The 16,026-nt window shown below is 32.3% G+C and carries 20 protein-coding genes and 1 pseudogene; 20 read left to right on the top strand and 1 reads right to left on the bottom strand.

Annotated features, from left to right (window positions below; genetic code table 11):
• Positions 1 to 9 precede the first annotated feature (9 nt).
• The 5 genes and pseudogenes from tnpA (at position 10) to GM661_RS07660 (ending at position 3,359) form a co-directional block, all read left to right on the top strand.
• A complete protein-coding gene (gene tnpA, locus GM661_RS07640) occupies positions 10 to 330 on the top strand; it encodes an IS66 family insertion sequence element accessory protein TnpA (protein WP_230868043.1) in 321 nt (106 codons plus the stop codon).
• The gene (gene tnpB, locus GM661_RS07645; RefSeq protein ID WP_125989607.1) at positions 324 to 680 is read left to right on the top strand and encodes an IS66 family insertion sequence element accessory protein TnpB; all 357 of its coding nucleotides are present in this window, start codon (positions 324 to 326) and stop codon (positions 678 to 680) included. Before tnpA ends, tnpB begins: the two co-directional genes overlap by 7 nt.
• A gap of 98 nt (positions 681 to 778) precedes the next feature.
• Positions 779 to 2,374 carry an IS66 family transposase gene (tnpC, locus tag GM661_RS07650; protein WP_230868042.1) on the top strand — a complete coding sequence of 532 codons (1,596 nt, stop codon included), beginning with the start codon at positions 779 to 781 and terminating at the stop codon, positions 2,372 to 2,374.
• A 32-nt stretch (positions 2,375 to 2,406) separates the two neighbouring features.
• Positions 2,407 to 2,697 (top strand): annotated as a pseudogene (locus GM661_RS07655) (LUD domain-containing protein); the annotation flags it as partial.
• 212 nt (positions 2,698 to 2,909) lie between these two features.
• A complete protein-coding gene (locus GM661_RS07660) occupies positions 2,910 to 3,359 on the top strand; it encodes a group II intron maturase-specific domain-containing protein (RefSeq protein ID WP_230869478.1) in 450 nt (149 codons plus the stop codon).
• Here GM661_RS07660 and GM661_RS19165 read toward each other — a convergent pair.
• Positions 3,286 to 4,116, bottom strand: a complete 831-nt coding sequence (locus GM661_RS19165; protein ID WP_407929622.1) for a transposase — start codon at positions 4,114 to 4,116, stop codon at positions 3,286 to 3,288. The two genes, GM661_RS07660 and GM661_RS19165, sit on opposite strands and share 74 nt — an antisense overlap.
• Between GM661_RS19165 and GM661_RS07665 the strand changes: the two genes are divergently transcribed.
• The 15 genes from GM661_RS07665 to GM661_RS07730 all read left to right on the top strand — a co-directional run bounded on the left by GM661_RS07665 (position 4,035) and on the right by GM661_RS07730 (position 15,776).
• Positions 4,035 to 4,211 (top strand): VOC family protein, encoded by a 177-nt coding sequence (locus GM661_RS07665; protein WP_230869479.1) that lies wholly within the window; start codon positions 4,035 to 4,037, stop codon positions 4,209 to 4,211. The two genes, GM661_RS19165 and GM661_RS07665, sit on opposite strands and share 82 nt — an antisense overlap.
• Before the next feature lie 19 nt (positions 4,212 to 4,230).
• The gene (locus tag GM661_RS07670) at positions 4,231 to 5,022 is read left to right on the top strand and encodes a hypothetical protein (protein WP_125989698.1); all 792 of its coding nucleotides are present in this window, start codon (positions 4,231 to 4,233) and stop codon (positions 5,020 to 5,022) included.
• Between the two features lie 224 nt (positions 5,023 to 5,246).
• Entirely contained in the window at positions 5,247 to 5,996 is a 750-nt protein-coding gene (gene fabG / locus GM661_RS07675) for a 3-oxoacyl-[acyl-carrier-protein] reductase (RefSeq protein ID WP_230869480.1), read from the top strand.
• 690 nt (positions 5,997 to 6,686) lie between these two features.
• A complete protein-coding gene (locus GM661_RS07680) occupies positions 6,687 to 7,316 on the top strand; it encodes a nucleotidyltransferase family protein (RefSeq protein WP_230869481.1) in 630 nt (209 codons plus the stop codon).
• A 404-nt stretch (positions 7,317 to 7,720) separates the two neighbouring features.
• Positions 7,721 to 7,987 (top strand): carcinine hydrolase/isopenicillin-N N-acyltransferase family protein, encoded by a 267-nt coding sequence (locus tag GM661_RS07685; protein ID WP_269059916.1) that lies wholly within the window; start codon positions 7,721 to 7,723, stop codon positions 7,985 to 7,987.
• A 194-nt stretch (positions 7,988 to 8,181) separates the two neighbouring features.
• A complete protein-coding gene (locus GM661_RS07690; protein ID WP_230869483.1) occupies positions 8,182 to 8,733 on the top strand; it encodes a hypothetical protein in 552 nt (183 codons plus the stop codon).
• Positions 8,717 to 9,091 (top strand): tyrosine-type recombinase/integrase, encoded by a 375-nt coding sequence (locus tag GM661_RS07695; protein WP_269059917.1) that lies wholly within the window; start codon positions 8,717 to 8,719, stop codon positions 9,089 to 9,091. Before GM661_RS07690 ends, GM661_RS07695 begins: the two co-directional genes overlap by 17 nt.
• Positions 9,088 to 9,285 carry a tyrosine-type recombinase/integrase gene (locus GM661_RS18935; protein WP_330165250.1) on the top strand — a complete coding sequence of 66 codons (198 nt, stop codon included), beginning with the start codon at positions 9,088 to 9,090 and terminating at the stop codon, positions 9,283 to 9,285. Before GM661_RS07695 ends, GM661_RS18935 begins: the two co-directional genes overlap by 4 nt.
• A gap of 201 nt (positions 9,286 to 9,486) precedes the next feature.
• Positions 9,487 to 10,275 carry a GNAT family N-acetyltransferase gene (locus tag GM661_RS07700; protein WP_230869484.1) on the top strand — a complete coding sequence of 263 codons (789 nt, stop codon included), beginning with the start codon at positions 9,487 to 9,489 and terminating at the stop codon, positions 10,273 to 10,275.
• Positions 10,276 to 10,854: 579 nt separating this feature from the next.
• Positions 10,855 to 12,150, top strand: a complete 1,296-nt coding sequence (gene ltrA, locus GM661_RS07705; RefSeq protein ID WP_125989631.1) for a group II intron reverse transcriptase/maturase — start codon at positions 10,855 to 10,857, stop codon at positions 12,148 to 12,150.
• A gap of 167 nt (positions 12,151 to 12,317) precedes the next feature.
• Positions 12,318 to 12,836: a GNAT family N-acetyltransferase gene (locus tag GM661_RS07710; RefSeq protein ID WP_230869485.1), complete on the top strand. Its 519-nt coding sequence runs from the start codon at positions 12,318 to 12,320 to the stop codon at positions 12,834 to 12,836.
• A 228-nt stretch (positions 12,837 to 13,064) separates the two neighbouring features.
• Positions 13,065 to 13,529 carry an NUDIX domain-containing protein gene (locus GM661_RS07715; RefSeq protein ID WP_230869486.1) on the top strand — a complete coding sequence of 155 codons (465 nt, stop codon included), beginning with the start codon at positions 13,065 to 13,067 and terminating at the stop codon, positions 13,527 to 13,529.
• Positions 13,530 to 13,541: 12 nt separating this feature from the next.
• Positions 13,542 to 13,826, top strand: a complete 285-nt coding sequence (locus GM661_RS07720; protein ID WP_230869487.1) for an ASCH domain-containing protein — start codon at positions 13,542 to 13,544, stop codon at positions 13,824 to 13,826.
• 257 nt (positions 13,827 to 14,083) lie between these two features.
• The gene (locus GM661_RS07725; RefSeq protein WP_230869488.1) at positions 14,084 to 14,803 is read left to right on the top strand and encodes an MBL fold metallo-hydrolase; all 720 of its coding nucleotides are present in this window, start codon (positions 14,084 to 14,086) and stop codon (positions 14,801 to 14,803) included.
• Positions 14,804 to 15,215: 412 nt separating this feature from the next.
• A complete protein-coding gene (locus GM661_RS07730) occupies positions 15,216 to 15,776 on the top strand; it encodes a hypothetical protein (RefSeq protein ID WP_230869489.1) in 561 nt (186 codons plus the stop codon).
• The last annotated feature ends 250 nt before the right edge of the window (positions 15,777 to 16,026 follow it).

Below are 16,026 nucleotides of genomic sequence, written 5' to 3' on the forward strand. Positions count from 1 at the left end.
TATTTGAAGATGAATAACAAACGTGAAATCTGGATTGAAAGAATCCAGGATTACAAAGCAAGTAGTTTAACTGCTGCCAAATGGTGTGAAGAGAATGGTCTAAACATTAATTCTCTAAGATACTATATTCATAAATTTAATAAGGAAAAGAAAGAACAGGAATCTAGTCAAACTAAATGGACAGCTGTATTTCCTGCCCGAGCAGAAAATAACAATTCTGAAACTAAAACCATAAAAATAACTATAGGTCAGGCGATCATAGAGGTCGTTCCAGGTTTTGATTCTAATACTTTTGAAACTCTTATCAGGATTCTTAAAGAACAATGTTAAATCAGCATCATATCAATAAAGTATATTTATCCCTGGGGCCTACAGATCTTAGGAAATCAATCAATGGCCTATCCTTAATAGTTCAGGAGAGTTTTAAGCTCAATCCCTTTTCTCATGACCTCTTTGTCTTCTGTAACAGAAAGCAGGACAAGCTCAAAATTCTGGAATGGGATAATGATGGTTTCTGGTTACACTACAAACGCCTGGAAAAAAGCAGATTCAGATGGCCTGATGGTACTACTGGCTCTACAGTAATGATTGATGAAAGACAATTCAGGTGGTTACTTGATGGTTTATCTATTCATCAAAAAGGTGCTCATCCTGCCGTTAAAGAAAGAATAATCATCTAAAATAAACTTTAGACAAAAGGCTCAAAAACATTGTAAAATCAGAGCTTTTACGCTTAATTTTAGTATCTTTTTTCTCCTAAAAATGATATAATAAACTTATGAAAACTACTGATAAATCAACGACTATACAAGTTAATAAAGAAGAAAATCAAGAGCTATCTTTAGAAGATAAAATTGCAATACAGGCTCAACAAATTGAAGAATTGACAGCTAAATTAAACTGGTATGAGGAACAATTTCGCTTAAACCAACAAAGGCGATTTGGTGCTTCTAGTGAAAAATCTAATTCTAATCAGTTATCAATTTTTAATGAGGCTGAACAGGAAGCTAAGGTCAGTCTCAAAGAAGCTGAACTTGAGGAGATTACATATAAAAGACGTAAGGGCAAAAACAAAAAGAAAAAGTCCTTCGAAGATCTCCCTGTTGAAGTCATTGAATATCATCTAGATGAAGCTGAGCAGATCTGTCCGCAATGTGGTAAGCAACTTCATGTCATGAGTAAGGAAATTAGAAAAGAATTAAAGATTATTCCTGCTCAGGTTAAGGTTGTTGAACATGTTCGTGATGTTTATGCCTGTAGAAATTGCGAAAAGGAAAATATCACAACTCCAGTAATTACTGCTCCTATGCCTAATCCAGTTTTAAAAGGGAGTTTTCTCTCTCCATCGTTACTGGCATATATCATGGATACCAAATATTCTCAAGCAGTACCTCTTTACAGACAGGAGAAACAATTTAAGAATTTTGGCATTGAGCTATCCCGTCAAAATCTGGCTAACTGGGTAATCCATGGAGCCAACAACTGGCTTAACTATCTATATGATAGAATATATGAATATTTATTAAAAGAAGATATCGTACATGCTGATGAAACTACACTTCAGGTTTTATCTGAAAAAGGTAAAGCAGCTAAAAGCAAATCATATATGTGGCTCTATGCTACTGGAGTTTCCAGTCCACCGATCTACTTATATGAATATCAACCTTCCAGGGCTAATGAACATCCGAAGAAGTTCTTAACTGGATTCAGTGGGTTTCTTCAAACCGATGGCTATGCTGGATACAATAGTGTTCAGAACGTCACCCAGCTCGGATGTTTCGCTCACGCTAGACGTGGTTTCACAGATGCCTTAAAGGCATTACCTAAAGGCTCTGTTCACTTAAAAACTAATGCTGAGGAAGGTCTGAATTTCTGCAATCGACTCTTCCAGATTGAACGGGACTTAAAAGACTTATCAGCTGAAGAAAGATATCAAAAACGCCTTGAACAAAGCAAACCAGTTCTGGAGGCCTTTTTGTCATGGCTAAAAATCAAGGAACAACAGACTTTACCTAAAAGTGGTCTCAGCAAAGCTATTAAATATTGTCTCAATCAATGGCCTAAACTAGAAGCCTTTCTCCTGGATGGTAGACTAGAGATCAGTAATAATCGGGCAGAAAGAGCAATCAAGCCCTTTGTTATTGGGAGAAAGAACTTTCTATTTTCCAAGTCGGTAAAAGGAGCTACAGCCAGTGCCATTACTTACAGTATCATAGAGACCGCCAAAGCAAACAACTTAGTACCATTCTTTTATCTAAAATATCTTTTTGAGAAACTACCCAACATTGATCTACAAAATATTGAACAATTAGATGAATTATTACCTTGGTCTCAATCTATTCCGGAAGAATGCAGGATTCCTCATAAGAATTAGCCTATCATAACGTCCTCAATTTTTCCAGGTGGGGACGTTTTGACGCTTACTCTGCAATGATTTTTGGCCCTAAACAAGTTATTATTGTAGCTGGAAAAAATAAAATAGTTAAAGATTTAGAAGAGGCAAAAAATAGAGTTAAGAATATAGCAGCTCCTATTGATGCAAAAAGGCTTAATAAAGATACTCCATGTACAAAAGTTGGATATTGTGTAGATTGTAGTTCGAAGGATAGAATATGTAATAATATAACAATAATAAAAAGACAGCTTAAAAAAAACCGAATTAAAATTATTATAGTTGACGAAAATTTAGGATACTAAAATACTTCGTCTAACATGGCATTAGAAGGTGAAAAAAATGGATGTAAATAATCATAACAGTAAAGCTTGGGATTATAGTGTTGATTCAGGTAACATTTGGACTCAACCAGTAAATAAAGAAGTTATGGAAAAGGCAAAAAGGGGAGAATAGGAAATATTTCTATCTCCAACAAAAAGAGTTCCAAGAAGTTGGTTATGCATTCGATAAATGGATGGAAAGGACATTTCCAAAAAGATATGCGGATGATGCGGTAATACATTGCAAAACCAAGAAGGAGGCAGAAAAATTATACATTCAATTAAAACGAAGGTTGAAAGAGTGTAAGTTAGAACTGCATCCGGATAAAACGCGCATTGTATATTGTAAAGATGATGACCGTAGGGAAGAGCATGAAAATATAAAATTTGATTTTCTTGGATATACATTCAGACCTAGGAGCTCAAAGAATCGTTATGGTAAGTATTTCATTAACTTTACACCTGCTGTGAGTAACAAAGCATGTAAAGCAATAAGACAGGTCATCAGAAACTGGCGGATACATCTTAGACCAGATATAGAATTAATAGATATATCCAGAATGTATAATCCTATAATTCGTGGTTGGATAAATTATTATGGTCGTTATTATAAATCTGCATTATATCCGGTATTAAAACACTAGAACAGAGCTTTGGTGCACTGGGCGAGAAGAAAATACAAGAAGTTGACCAGGCATAGACGGCGAGCAGAACGCTGGATGGGACGTATAGCAAAGAAAATGAAAAGATTGTTCGCACATTGGAAGATGGGAATATTACCAACGGCTGAATAATGGGAGCCGGATGAGCTGAGAGGTTCACGTCCGGTTCTGAGAGGGCCTGGAGGTGAAATTCCTCCGGGCTACTCACCTTGTCCTGACAAGGAGTAAAATTACAATCGTGGTAACACGGTGACGATGGCTTACTCCCTGTGATGGGGCAACGGTTACGGTAAGCTGTATACGGGAGGAACCGTACGTGCAGTTTGACGAGGGGTCCCAGTCGAAAGACTGGTCCTACTCTATTATACAAAGCATCAACAAAATCCTGATAATTTTTATCACTATTAAAATAATCAATATCAGCATAAAACTTAATATTACTAGCTGAGACTTCTTTTTTAAAGAAAGCAAGGAATTTACCTCTAAACATATTGGCAATAACCCTGACAGGAATAAAGAAATTTTTTTTGGACTTAATCCATTGATTATTAGGTGATAATCCCCTTGCAGGTATGATACAATGTATGTGAGGATGAAAAGAGAGTGTTTGTCCCCAGGTATGTAAATAGCACATTGGGGTAGAGGAGAGCATATTTAATGGCTGGTAACATATGGATTGCTCTAAATTTAGATGAAAAAGAATTGTCAAATCAGAATCCTGATTATTCACATATTGCATTTAATGTTCTTTCAACAGAGTATCCAAAATTAAAAAAACGACTTATGGAAGCAGGAGTAAAAACATTTAAAAACAATACATCAGAAGGTCATTAACATGAAAGGGGATTAAAGTATGAATAATAAAACAATAATAAAATGGACAAATAGAATCGCACTTTTAGCTATTATATTACTTATTTATTGGATATTTATTTATACCTCTATAACCGTATTTAGCTTGAAAATATTTAAAGAAAATATTACTGAGTTTTTTTACTTATCAATATTAGGTATTATTGCAATATTAATTGGAGCTGTAATTGTAAATATAATGTTTAATTTAACAAGCATTTCAGAATCATTGACAAAATCGGAGCATCATAATTTTAACAGTAAACGTAAAAAGTTATCGATAGGTTTATTAATATTATCTTTTCCTTTAATTTTTGGAGTCCTTTTTTATGGAGATTATAGAACTACATTAATTAGAGAAAAGAAATTGATAAAAGCCGCTAAATATTCTATTGTAAATAATGAAGAAACAACTGAAAATTTTTTGGATTATTCATTTAGTGAACAGTATATTCGAAAAACGGCAGAAGGATTAGAATTTATTGCAAAACAAGCTGAAAGTTTTCCATCAATAAGTATAATAATAAAAGATACTATTCATGAGAAAGATGTTTTTTTAAGATTTACAAGATACTATAATAAAAATAAAAGTTATTCAAAAATTGATTACATTTATGCTTGTTCCCCAGAAGAGCAAGAATATTTAAAATCTGTATTCGATGATAATAAAAATAGACATTTATTTAGTGCTTCTGATGGTAATTATGAATTATATTATCCTTATCAAAAAGGTAATAAGGTAATCATTTTATATTTTACCGATAGAAAACAATATGGAAAATATGGTTCATAAATAATTTATAAAAGATAGAAGTTAAGTACATATAAGTTTAATTAAATATTATTTATGTAAAGCGAAAGCACTTGTCGCTTCACCCAAATTCATCAACCCAAGTTAGGAGATATCCAAAGGTTGCTGGACTTCGGAAATATGGTTACGTTATTGGAAATTAGCTTTTACTGTTACATATGAAAGGAAAAAACAAGATAAAATAAAAAACCAGAGGAGCGATTTTTATGGACTTAGGATTAAAAAACAAATTAGCATTTATTACTGGAAGTGCTCGTGGATTAGGAAAAGCTATTGCAGAAAAACTTGCGGCTGAGAAAATAAATATTGCAATTACCGATATTAATGAAAAAATAGCAGTATCGACAGCTGAAGAGATATCAAATAAATATAAGGTAGAGACTATAGCTTTAAAACATGATGTTTCTTCAGAAGAATCAACAAGACAAGTTGTAAAGGCAATAAAAAATAAATTTTCTAGAATTGATATTCTTGTTAATAATGCAGGAATAACCAAAGATGCTCGACTTATGATAATGAAGCAAGAAGATTGGGAAAATGTATTAAAAATAAATTTAACAGGAGCTTTTATTTGCACCAAATTAGTATCAAAGCAGATGTTAAGACAAAAGTCAGGAAGTATAATAAATATTGCAAGTGTGGTTGGTCTTATGGGAAATGTTGGACAAGCTAATTATTCTGCATCAAAGGCTGGTTTAATTGGACTGACAAAGACAACTGCTAAAGAAATGGCTGAAAGAGGAGTTAATGTTAACGCTATTGCACCAGGATATATTGAAACAGACATGACACATGAGCTTCCAGAAGAAGTTTCATATAAAATGTTATCACAGATTCCAATGAAGGCATATGGGAAACCAGATGATGTGGCAAATGTTGTTTTATTTCTAGTATCTGATTTAGCTAAGTATGTAACAGGACAAGTTATTAATGTAGATGGTGGAATGGTAATGTGAAAATAATAATTAGAGGAAAACCAAGCTAACTTCATATAACAAATCAGGAGTATTTCTGCAATTGAGCCAAAAAGAAAACCCAAATCAATAATAATAAATATGATTTGAACTTTTCAAATCTGCCTGAGATGCAATTGAGGAAATACTTTGTTGAACGGAGCTGCGGTGGTTTACACTTAATACTATGGGGTTTTAATAATTTCACTCTTACTAAAAACTATATATTTAGTGATATAATAATTTAATTTCAAGAAATAAAAAAAACCTAAAAAATAGCAGGATAAGGGTGCAATCTCCTCCTCCCCATAAAATTATTTTTTTAAATTGATTAGGTAATGAGGTTATATATTGTTGGTGGGTGTCACCTAATTCTGAATGGAAACCTTTAGAAGATCTAATTAAAATAGTTTCAAAATATTTACCATTTGATTTATATGACTAATATATACCAAAGAATGTTGTGCCTAAATTTATTTTAAATACATTAATTACTGTTCTATAGTATTAGAAGAAATATATCTTTAAAAATAATCCCTATGTGTTAGCTACATTAGGTGAATAATCAAGTGAAGAGCCGTATGCTTAAATAGGGCAAGTACGGTTCTGTGAGGAATTGGGGTTTTGTATAAACTACGTTTACTTGACCTGTGAAATGCCTAGCGTAAAATAATGAGAAGGAAGGAAAATTTGATGAAAATTGGTCCAGCATTAACACTGAAAAAAGATTTTGATCAGGGAAAAAACGTAAGTATAAAAAAAGCAAAAAAGATATTAAATGAATCTAAGCTGATAAATAAACTTTTGGCTGAACCAAAACAAAAACCAAGGACTTTTGTTGGTCTTAGAGCATATGAGTGGCGTTTATTAGAGCTTTCAGAAATTCCCTATACATATACATTAGACAAAGTAAAAAAATGGCTGAATATGCTTATAGAAAAATCTTATATCAAAGAAGGTTTCTCTCTAACTGGAGATAAAGATGGTCTGCTTTCCTGCCATAACTCAATGATTACCACAATTCTTATAAAGATGAATTATGATGATAAAGATTTGATAGATGCAGGAATAAACTGGATAATAAAATATCAAAGTACTAATAGGGGAGAAGAATGTGAATGGACAGGAAAGAATCTTAGTGATCTTGATTTGATTGTAGAACTAGCTAAAAAAGATTTATTTGAATTGGCTGGTTTGAAGATGGATTTAGAAGAAAAACTGAATATATCTACAGATATTATTACATATAGTGGATTAAGAAATTTTGCGAAAAAAGAAGGTTTTAAAAAGGCTGTATTGGATGAGCAGGTGATTATAATGTGAAGCAAAAGGAGAGAGATCTAAAGTAACTTGAGGTTACCTGAGGTAGAAAGTGAAATTAAAAGAATTTATAATGATATTTTGCAATAACTATTTACACAAATTTAATTACACTCCTTATATTAACGAAAAAAGCCATGATTATTATAATTTTATCATGGCTTTTCTTTAACTATTCTTATTATCAGAATGAATTTTTCTATTTCCTTAGTATTAAGACTTTTCGTTTTTTAAACTAAATGCAGTAAATCTTCTCGTTCGCACTAAACAGGATAGTAAATTTTCCAGTTTAGAATCATTCTGGGTTAATTTTCTGAGTTTTGTTTAGCAAATGATTTTGCTCTTTCCCAAAAAACAGGTATTCTAGAGAGATAGGTGGTTTAAAGGAATTATTTAGTTATCTTGAGTTGATAACATTTTTAAATCCTAATGAGTATAAACACCCCTATATTGCTTTTATTTCCCGGCCCACCTGGATCTGGGGGGCCGAAATGGGTGTTAATCAATATGGGCTTGCCATTGGCAATGAAGCGATTTTTTCCAGAGAAAGGGTTCCAGAAGATGGTCTATTGGGTATGGATATTTTAAGGTTGGCCTTACATAACTGTCAGAAGGCAATAGAGGCAGTAGATTTCATTACCAGGTTAATTGAGCTGGTTTTAAAAGCAGCCTAAAATATTTTAACTCTTTTCTAGTTAAGGATTTTACAGAGGCTTATATCATTGAAACATCTGCCAAGAAATGGGCTGTCAGGAAGGTAAAAAGTAAAGCGGCTATCTCCAATAAATATAGTATTGAGAATGATTATACTTCAACTAATCTGAAAAATACTGATATCAATTTCAGAAAGGAATATGAAAATAAAATTATGTCATTTTTTAGTAAAGGGGCACAGAGAAAAGATTATGTACTGGCCCAATTGGAAAGTCAGGACCTGGACTTGTTTAGTTTAATAGAGTTATTAAGAAGTCATAATGGTCAAGGCACGATTAAGAGAGGAATGAAGTCAGTTTGTATGCACCCGGGATTAATAATAAAATCAGAGACCACCTCATCTTTAATAGTTGATTATCTAGATGATAAATTTTTTATCTGGTTTACAGGTGCACCTAATCCCTGTGTCTCTTTGTATAAACCTTTTGCCTTTACTTTACAAAATGCTAATCAAAAATATCTTCAAGATCTCGATACGGCAATTAGATTTAATCATAAGTGGAGGGTGTTTTCTCAAAAAATGATAGGCAATTATAATTGGTTTATTAATAATGTTAAAAAAGAACGGGATGAAATTGAGCAGGAATTTATTTTGCAGATTGATAAGGTAATTGATAATAAAAATGATAAGGAATTAAGTAAGCTTATTCTTGAATTAACAAACAGAGCGGAGGAATTCAGGGAGAAATATGTTTTGTGTAAATAAGAAATTGGGATTAAGGTACTATAGTCTAAATGAAATAAAAAAGGTTATTCAAATAACTCAGAATTTAAAACATAAAACAATATTGGTATTTATTTATTCTTCAGGTTTAAGGGTAAGTGAAGTAGTTAAAATTAAGATGAATCATATTGATATTGAAAGGAAAATGTTAAGAGTCCCTCAAGGTAAAGGTAAAAAAGATAGATATACAATTTTATCTGATACTGCTCTTTTGTATCTTCGAGCATATAGATCAAAATATAAAATTTATGAATGGTTATTTCCAGGACGGGGAGAAAAACATTTAAGCGTAAGGTCTGTTCAAAAAATTTTTAAAAAAGCAGTTAGTAAAGGAATATAAAAAAAGATGTATCTGTTCATTCATTACGCCACTCATTTGTAACACATCTTTTAGAAAACGGTACTGATATCAGGTATATCCAAGAGTTTTTAGGTCATAAAAGTACTAAAACTACAGAAATATATACCCATGTAAGTAAAACACAATATAAAAAGATTAAAAGCCCATTAGACCAACTACTAAAAAATCAGTGAAAATATAATGCGTTATTAAGCAAGAGTAAGACTTTATTATTGACAAATATATAAAAGTTGTAATACAATTTATATAAATTAGTAAAATATTGCAATAAGACACTTCAGCCAAAGGATATCTTCACGAAATACGTAAAGATAGTAGTTATGCGCAATAACTCCAAGTGGGTTTAATAAGTAAAAAATAAAGTAGGTGAGCTTATGATAAGAAAATGTAATAACAGTAATTATCAGAAGATAATTAACTTAATAAGTAGAGAACCAGCTTTTAATCTTTTTATAATAGCAGATATCGAAAGATATGGGGTATCAACAGATTTTATTGATTTATGGGGAGATTTTTATAATAATAAACTAAATGCTGTCTTACTCAGATATCATGCTAATTACGTTATTTATAGTAACATTGAAAATTATGATATTAATGGTTTTATAGATATAATGGAAAGTCAAAAAGAATTTAAGGTACTTTCGGGAAAAAAAGAAATAATAGATGTTTATAAAAATAGAATAAATTTTAGTAAAACAAGAGATACATATTTTTTAAAATTGGAGGAACGAAATTTTAATTATAGTTTTATTAAGAAGAATACTGTTAAAATTGAAAAAGCAACCGCAGATGACGCACAAGATTTGTTTGAATTAAGTAAAAAGATAAAAGAATTTGAGATACCCAATTCAGTAGAAGATATTAGAAAAAGATTAGAAGATAAGTTTGGGAGAACCTATGTAATTAGAAAAGATAATAAAATAATTTCTGCAGCATCAACAACAGCAGAGTGTTCTTTTTCAGCAATGATCGGAGGAGTTATGACAGACCCTAGTTTTAGAAAGAAGGGATATGCTTCAATTTGTATAACTGAGCTTTGTAAAGAGTTATTAGATGAAAATAAGACAGCGTGTCTATTTTATGATAATCCTACTGCGGGTTCTATATATAGAAAAATAGGCTTTAAAGATATTGGTTCTTGGGATATGTGTGTAAGGTAGAGAGTTACTGCGCATAACAATATATTGCCGGTTCCATTCCTGACGTCATTTCACCCAAATTCCTTCATCAAGGGCAGCCGGTGCGCCAAGAAAAGAGCATATCATATAGTAGGTGGGATTCCTACTGAGGAAGGTTTAGCAAACCACTCATAGCGAGTTTTGGACATTTAATGGGTAACCATAGATGTTAAGCGTAAACAGTTAGGTAGTAGGCGGTAAGCATTTAGCTGAAGGGATTGAGCCTCGAAATCTTGGAGATTGGGAAAGGCCGATGCTGTCGACTGAGCAGAAGGCAACATTATAGTATTCGATAAGCGAGAATACAATAACACCCCGGGGTCGGAGACCTCCGCATGCTATACATAGATATGATATTGTTAACTTGGGAGGCCCTGTAATTTCTACGCAGAGAGATAGGATGTAACCAAGCGATAACAAAGTAAGGACATCTAATATTACAGGGAGTCGGATAATCGCATAGTACCGAGGAAGCAGAGTAATGCCTGTGGATGGGAAGGAGATTACACAAGATTAATCTTAAAAGGGAAACATATTCTATACACAGAGATAGGTGAAAATGTGGAAACGAAACTTGCAAGAATAGCTGAAGTAGCTAGAAATAGACCTAATGAAAGATTTACATCACTAATACATCTAATTAATTATGAATTGATAGTCAAATGTCATCATGAACTAGCTGGAAACAAAGCAGCTGGAGTAGATGAAGTAACAAAAGCGGAGTATGGAAAGAATCTTCCAGGGAATGTTAAGAGCTTAATAGCTAGAATGAAAAGATGGGCATATAGGCCATTACCTGCGAAAAGGGTATATATTCCAAAAGAAAATGGGAAGAAGAGACCGCTAGGGATTCCAGCATACGAAGACAAACTAGTTCAAAAGGCACTATCAAAGATTCTAAATGCGATATATGAAGAAGACTTTCTTGAATGTTCATTTGGTTTTCGTCCAGGAAGAAACTGTCATGATGCCTTGAGAATATTAGGAAGAATAGTTAACAGAGATGATATTAACTATGTAGTTGATACAGATATTAAAGGATTCTTTGATAATGTAGACCACGGGTGGATGATGAAATTCATTGACCATCGAATTAAAGATCCTAATATACAACGACTCATATCGAGACTTCTTCGGGCTGGAGTCATGGAGGCAGGAATAAAATATGACACTCCACAAGGAACACCGCAAGGTGGAGTCTGTTCTCCAATTATGGCGAATTTATATCTACATCATGTTGTTGACCTATGGTTTAATAAAACAATGCGTAAAGAGTTAAAGGGTAAAGCTTACATGGTGAGATACGCAGATGATATAATATTTTGCCTACAGTATAAAGAAGATGTAAAATACTTCTATAAAGCAATGAAAGAAAGAATATCCAAATTCGGTTTAGAGTTATCAGAAGAGAAAACTAAGATAGTAAATGTATCTGCTGATGATGACAATGACACATTTGATTTTCTTGGATTTACCCATTATATGGGTAAATGTAAGGATGGAATCAAACGACTAAAGAGAAAGACAAGTAATAAGCGATATCATCGTAGTATAATGAGATGTAAATCCTGGCTAAAATATAATAGAACTCTTCCAGTAAAAGAACTTATGAGGAAGTTAAACAGAAAACTAACAGGAACATACAACTATTATGCAGTATCAGATAACAGCAAAAGTATTGATAGCCTGTATGATGAGGTTCAAAAGCTAGTTTATAAATGGTTAAACAGACGCAGTCAAAAGAAAAGCTTTGACTGGGAGAAGTTCGAAATATTCTTGGAGAAATATCCTATTGTCAAGCCAAGAATAAAAGTAAATTTATATAGATTAGGTGCTGGTGCTAGTTATGTTAGGTGAATAATCGAGTGAAGAGCCGTATGCCTAAATAGGGCACGTACGGTTCTGTGAGGAGTTGGGGTTGTAAAGCCCCGCTTACTCGACCCCTAAGGTTCAGGAACTTCGGCAATACGGTTACGTTAGGTGAAAGTGTGTACTAGTTATAGATTTGGAGGGGGTATATGCATATGGAACTTAGAGCTTGTAATATTGAAGATTTAGACGATTTACGTGAGTTATCTATTAGAACTTACAGCGAGACATTTGGTGCTATGAATACCGAAGCTAATATGAAAGAGTATTTAGATAGGGTTTTTAATAGAGATGTATTGAGTGAAGAACTGATGAATGGTGATTCGAAGTTTTTCTTCCTGTATATTGACAATAAATTAGCTGGATACTTGAAGTTGAATGAATATATGGCACAGACAGATATAAATGATTCAGAATCGATTGAGCTTGAAAGAATATATGTCAAGAAGGAGTTTCAGGGAAGTGGTTGTGGAAGTTTCTTGATTGAGAAGGCTATAGACTTGGCCCTAGAGAGTAGAAAGAAGTATATATGGTTAGGTGTTTGGGAGAACAATGCAAAAGCATTAGGTTTTTATAAGAGGAATGGATTTTATCAGTTTGGTCAGCATTCATTTGTAATGGGAGATGATGAACAGACAGATTATGTTTTACGTAAGGATTTATTATTTCAGTAAATATATAGATTAGAAGCAAGATAAAGAAGGCATCACGGCGAAGTCTAAGTGGACCTTATGCTTCCGTACACACCTTCACCTAACAAAATATTGCCGACTCCATTCCTGGCGTCATTTCGTCCAAATCCATCAAACCAAGATAGGAGCTATCTAAGGTCTGATGGACTTCGGCAATACGATACGTTATGCAAAATATGCCGTAGATTGTATTAAATGGAGGTCAAAAATATGTCGCGAGCATCAGCAATTATATTAAAAGATAATAAAGTTGCACTCATTGAAAGAAGAAATGGTATACATGAACATTTATATTACATATATCCTGGTGGAGGAGTAGAAAAAGGAGAAACTATTGAGGAAGCTACAATCAGAGAAGTTGAAGAAGAAACAGGTTTAGTCGTAACTATCGAAAAACTTATAGCAGAAGTAATATTTAGAGAAAATGTTCAATATTATTATTTGACTAAAATTATTGGAGGCAAGTTTGGTGAAGGAAATGGACCAGAAATGAGAGGATTATATGATGAATCTCATGGTACATATAATGCAATTTGGATGTGTGTTGAAGATCTTCTAAAAAACCCAGTATATCCTGAATGTGTTAGTAGAATAATAGTTGATTCTTTCAAAAAAGGTTGGCCAAAAGAAATAAAAAAAAATAAAGATAATGATAAAATAGCAAGAAGTAATTAAAGGGTGATAAAAATGGAACATAATATGAAATTATTTGAGGAACCATTTGAACTAATAGCACAAAGAAAAAAAGTTATTGAAATTAGGTTAAATGATACAAAAAGACAAAAAGTAAAAATTGGAGACTATATTACTTTTTTGAAATTACCAGAATGTGAAGAAACTATAAAAGTCAGAGTTGTTGGACTGCTTCATTATCAGTCCTTTGAAAAGTTATATAAAGATATACCATTTATTCTTTTTGGAAGAGAGGAAAAATCTTTGGAATGGATGATAAAAGGAACATATGATATATAGTAAAGAAAAAGAAAATAGATATGGGGCATTAGGAATAAGAATAGAATTAATCGAGTGATACTACGTGGGGACGGCATACTTCGCATAACAGCAAGGTTTCCGATTTCGCTCCTACGTCGCTGCATCCAAATTCATTCGGTAAGGGCAGCCGCCCTAAACCTCATGAACTTCGGCAATACGGATACGTTATGGGAAATTCTATTTTAGAAGATTGTGAAAGTATAATAATATTAGATGAATAAACTAGGAGGTAAATCATGAAACGATATAACATATTAACATTAGAATTTAAAATGGGAGAGGATATAAATGAAGTACATCCATTATTAATACAAGAAGGAGAAGAGTTGATTTTGTGTGATGCAGGTTATCCTAATCAAATAACACAGATTGAGTCAGAATTAAATAGATTTGGATTTGGTATAAATGATTTGACAAAAGTATTCATTTCACATCATGACCACGATCATATAGGCTCATTGGAGTCATTGAAAAAGAGAAATCCTTCTATAAAAGTGATATCATCAAAAATTGAAAAACCATTTATTGATGGTAGTGAAAAATCGCTGAGATTAATTCAAGCAGAAGAATATAATAAAACATTGAGTAAAGAAAAAAGAGAGTTTGGAGAGCAGTTTGTTAATTACCTTGCGACTATCAACACAGTAAGTGTAGATATAACTGTAAAAGAAGATGATTATATAGCTAATGGAGTAAAGATTATTTCTACTCCAGGTCATACTCCAGGACATTTATCAATATTGTTAGAAGAAGAATCAGTTCTATTTGTTGGTGACGCGTTAGCTTATGAAAATAATCGATTTATTATAGCTAACCCTGAATTTACGTTAGATATTGATGAATGTATGAATAGTATAAGGAAGATAAAAAACATGAAAATTCAAAAAATGATTTGCTATCATGGCGGTTTAGTAGAATCAGATATTTCAGACTCATTAAGTAAGTTACTAAAATAGAACTTCCCATAACAGAGTGTTCCCGTGGACGGCTAAAGATCAGCCTACCCAGGGGACATGCCTTCTGGTTACGATGTTTGCAGGTGTTACTGATGATTCAAACCGGAAGTAAATATTATCGTACCAGGCCTAGCGGCACAGGCACGTCGGGAACACTCGGGACGTTATGTGAAATAAGCTGCAGTTGAAATAAGAAAATAGTAATACGAGGGTGTATATCAAAAAAGCAGGCACCTCCTCGGACCTCCTACTTTTTTGATTTAATATTAAAGCTTATAATTTTTAACGGAAATGCTTCATTTATGAAATAATTTTCAAGATTATAATTGTATTAAATTGAGTGTGGAATAATGGATAGATTCTAATTTAAACCTGAAAAAATTATAATAATTTGGGAAGTAGGTTTTATGTCATGAAGAATACTTTAATTAAAATAGCAAAAGAGTTAAATAAAGAGCAAATTACTTGGGCGATTGGAGCTTCTGTATTGTTAAATTTTTACAAACTTATAGATAATCCAAATGATATTGATATTATAATAGAGATATCCGATATAGAAAAAGCAAATAAAGTATTAAAAAATATTGGACATAAAAAGACTTGTAAAGAATCAGATTCTTATTCTTCAAAATATTTTTTCGAATATGAGATTAATAAAATTGATATTGATGTGATGGCAGGGTTTGTTATTAATTACGGTAGTAATAAACAATATCTATATGAATTTAATAAAAAATCCATAACAGACATTTTAAATATAAATAATGTAGAAATCCCATTAACATCCTTAGAAGATTGGTATGTTTTATACAGTTTGATGACTAAACGAGAAGATAAAGTGAAATTAATTGAAAAGTATTTTAGAGAAAATGGTATTAGAAATTTTGAGATTCTAAAAAAACATATGTCAAAAAAAGATATACCTAAAGAAGTGAAAGAAAATATTACAAAATTATTAAAAATAAACAACTGAATTACTTATAATTATTTGAATACTGTAATATCTTATATTCAATTCTATAATTTTTCAAAAAGTGTACAAAAACTTAATAGTTTTGATATATTGAGAAAGTATATAAAGAATAGGTAAGAAACGGAAAATAAAAATAATTACGGAAAAAGCGCAGTACAGATCAGGTCCCTCCTCGGACCTCCCAATCTGTCCTGCTTGGCAGCTTACTCACATAACATGGGGTTTAAGACTCCACTATCGTTTCGTCCAA

This window comes from Iocasia fonsfrigidae (genome assembly GCF_017751145.1).
Taxonomy (GTDB): domain Bacteria; phylum Bacillota; class Halanaerobiia; order Halanaerobiales; family DTU029; genus Iocasia; species Iocasia fonsfrigidae.

Bases quoted from the DNA above. Each gene is read 5' to 3' on its own strand.
- GM661_RS07700 (WP_230869484.1), top strand. From the start codon at position 9,487: ATGATAAGAAAATGTAATAACAGTAATTATCAGAAGATAATTAACTTA.
- tnpA (WP_230868043.1), top strand. From the start codon at position 10: ATGAATAACAAACGTGAAATCTGGATTGAAAGAATCCAGGATTACAAA.
- tnpC (WP_230868042.1), top strand. From the start codon at position 779: ATGAAAACTACTGATAAATCAACGACTATACAAGTTAATAAAGAAGAA.
- GM661_RS07730 (WP_230869489.1), top strand. From the start codon at position 15,216: ATGAAGAATACTTTAATTAAAATAGCAAAAGAGTTAAATAAAGAGCAA.
- GM661_RS07660 (WP_230869478.1), top strand. From the start codon at position 2,910: ATGGAAAGGACATTTCCAAAAAGATATGCGGATGATGCGGTAATACAT.
- GM661_RS07715 (WP_230869486.1), top strand. From the start codon at position 13,065: ATGTCGCGAGCATCAGCAATTATATTAAAAGATAATAAAGTTGCACTC.
- GM661_RS07720 (WP_230869487.1), top strand. From the start codon at position 13,542: ATGGAACATAATATGAAATTATTTGAGGAACCATTTGAACTAATAGCA.
- fabG (WP_230869480.1), top strand. From the start codon at position 5,247: ATGGACTTAGGATTAAAAAACAAATTAGCATTTATTACTGGAAGTGCT.
- GM661_RS07690 (WP_230869483.1), top strand. From the start codon at position 8,182: ATGTCATTTTTTAGTAAAGGGGCACAGAGAAAAGATTATGTACTGGCC.
- GM661_RS07670 (WP_125989698.1), top strand. From the start codon at position 4,231: ATGAATAATAAAACAATAATAAAATGGACAAATAGAATCGCACTTTTA.
- GM661_RS07710 (WP_230869485.1), top strand. From the start codon at position 12,318: ATGGAACTTAGAGCTTGTAATATTGAAGATTTAGACGATTTACGTGAG.
- GM661_RS07680 (WP_230869481.1), top strand. From the start codon at position 6,687: ATGAAAATTGGTCCAGCATTAACACTGAAAAAAGATTTTGATCAGGGA.
- GM661_RS07665 (WP_230869479.1), top strand. From the start codon at position 4,035: ATGGCTGGTAACATATGGATTGCTCTAAATTTAGATGAAAAAGAATTG.
- GM661_RS07695 (WP_269059917.1), top strand. From the start codon at position 8,717: ATGTTTTGTGTAAATAAGAAATTGGGATTAAGGTACTATAGTCTAAAT.
- GM661_RS07725 (WP_230869488.1), top strand. From the start codon at position 14,084: ATGAAACGATATAACATATTAACATTAGAATTTAAAATGGGAGAGGAT.
- GM661_RS19165 (WP_407929622.1), bottom strand. From the start codon at position 4,116: ATGCAATATGTGAATAATCAGGATTCTGATTTGACAATTCTTTTTCAT.
- tnpB (WP_125989607.1), top strand. From the start codon at position 324: ATGTTAAATCAGCATCATATCAATAAAGTATATTTATCCCTGGGGCCT.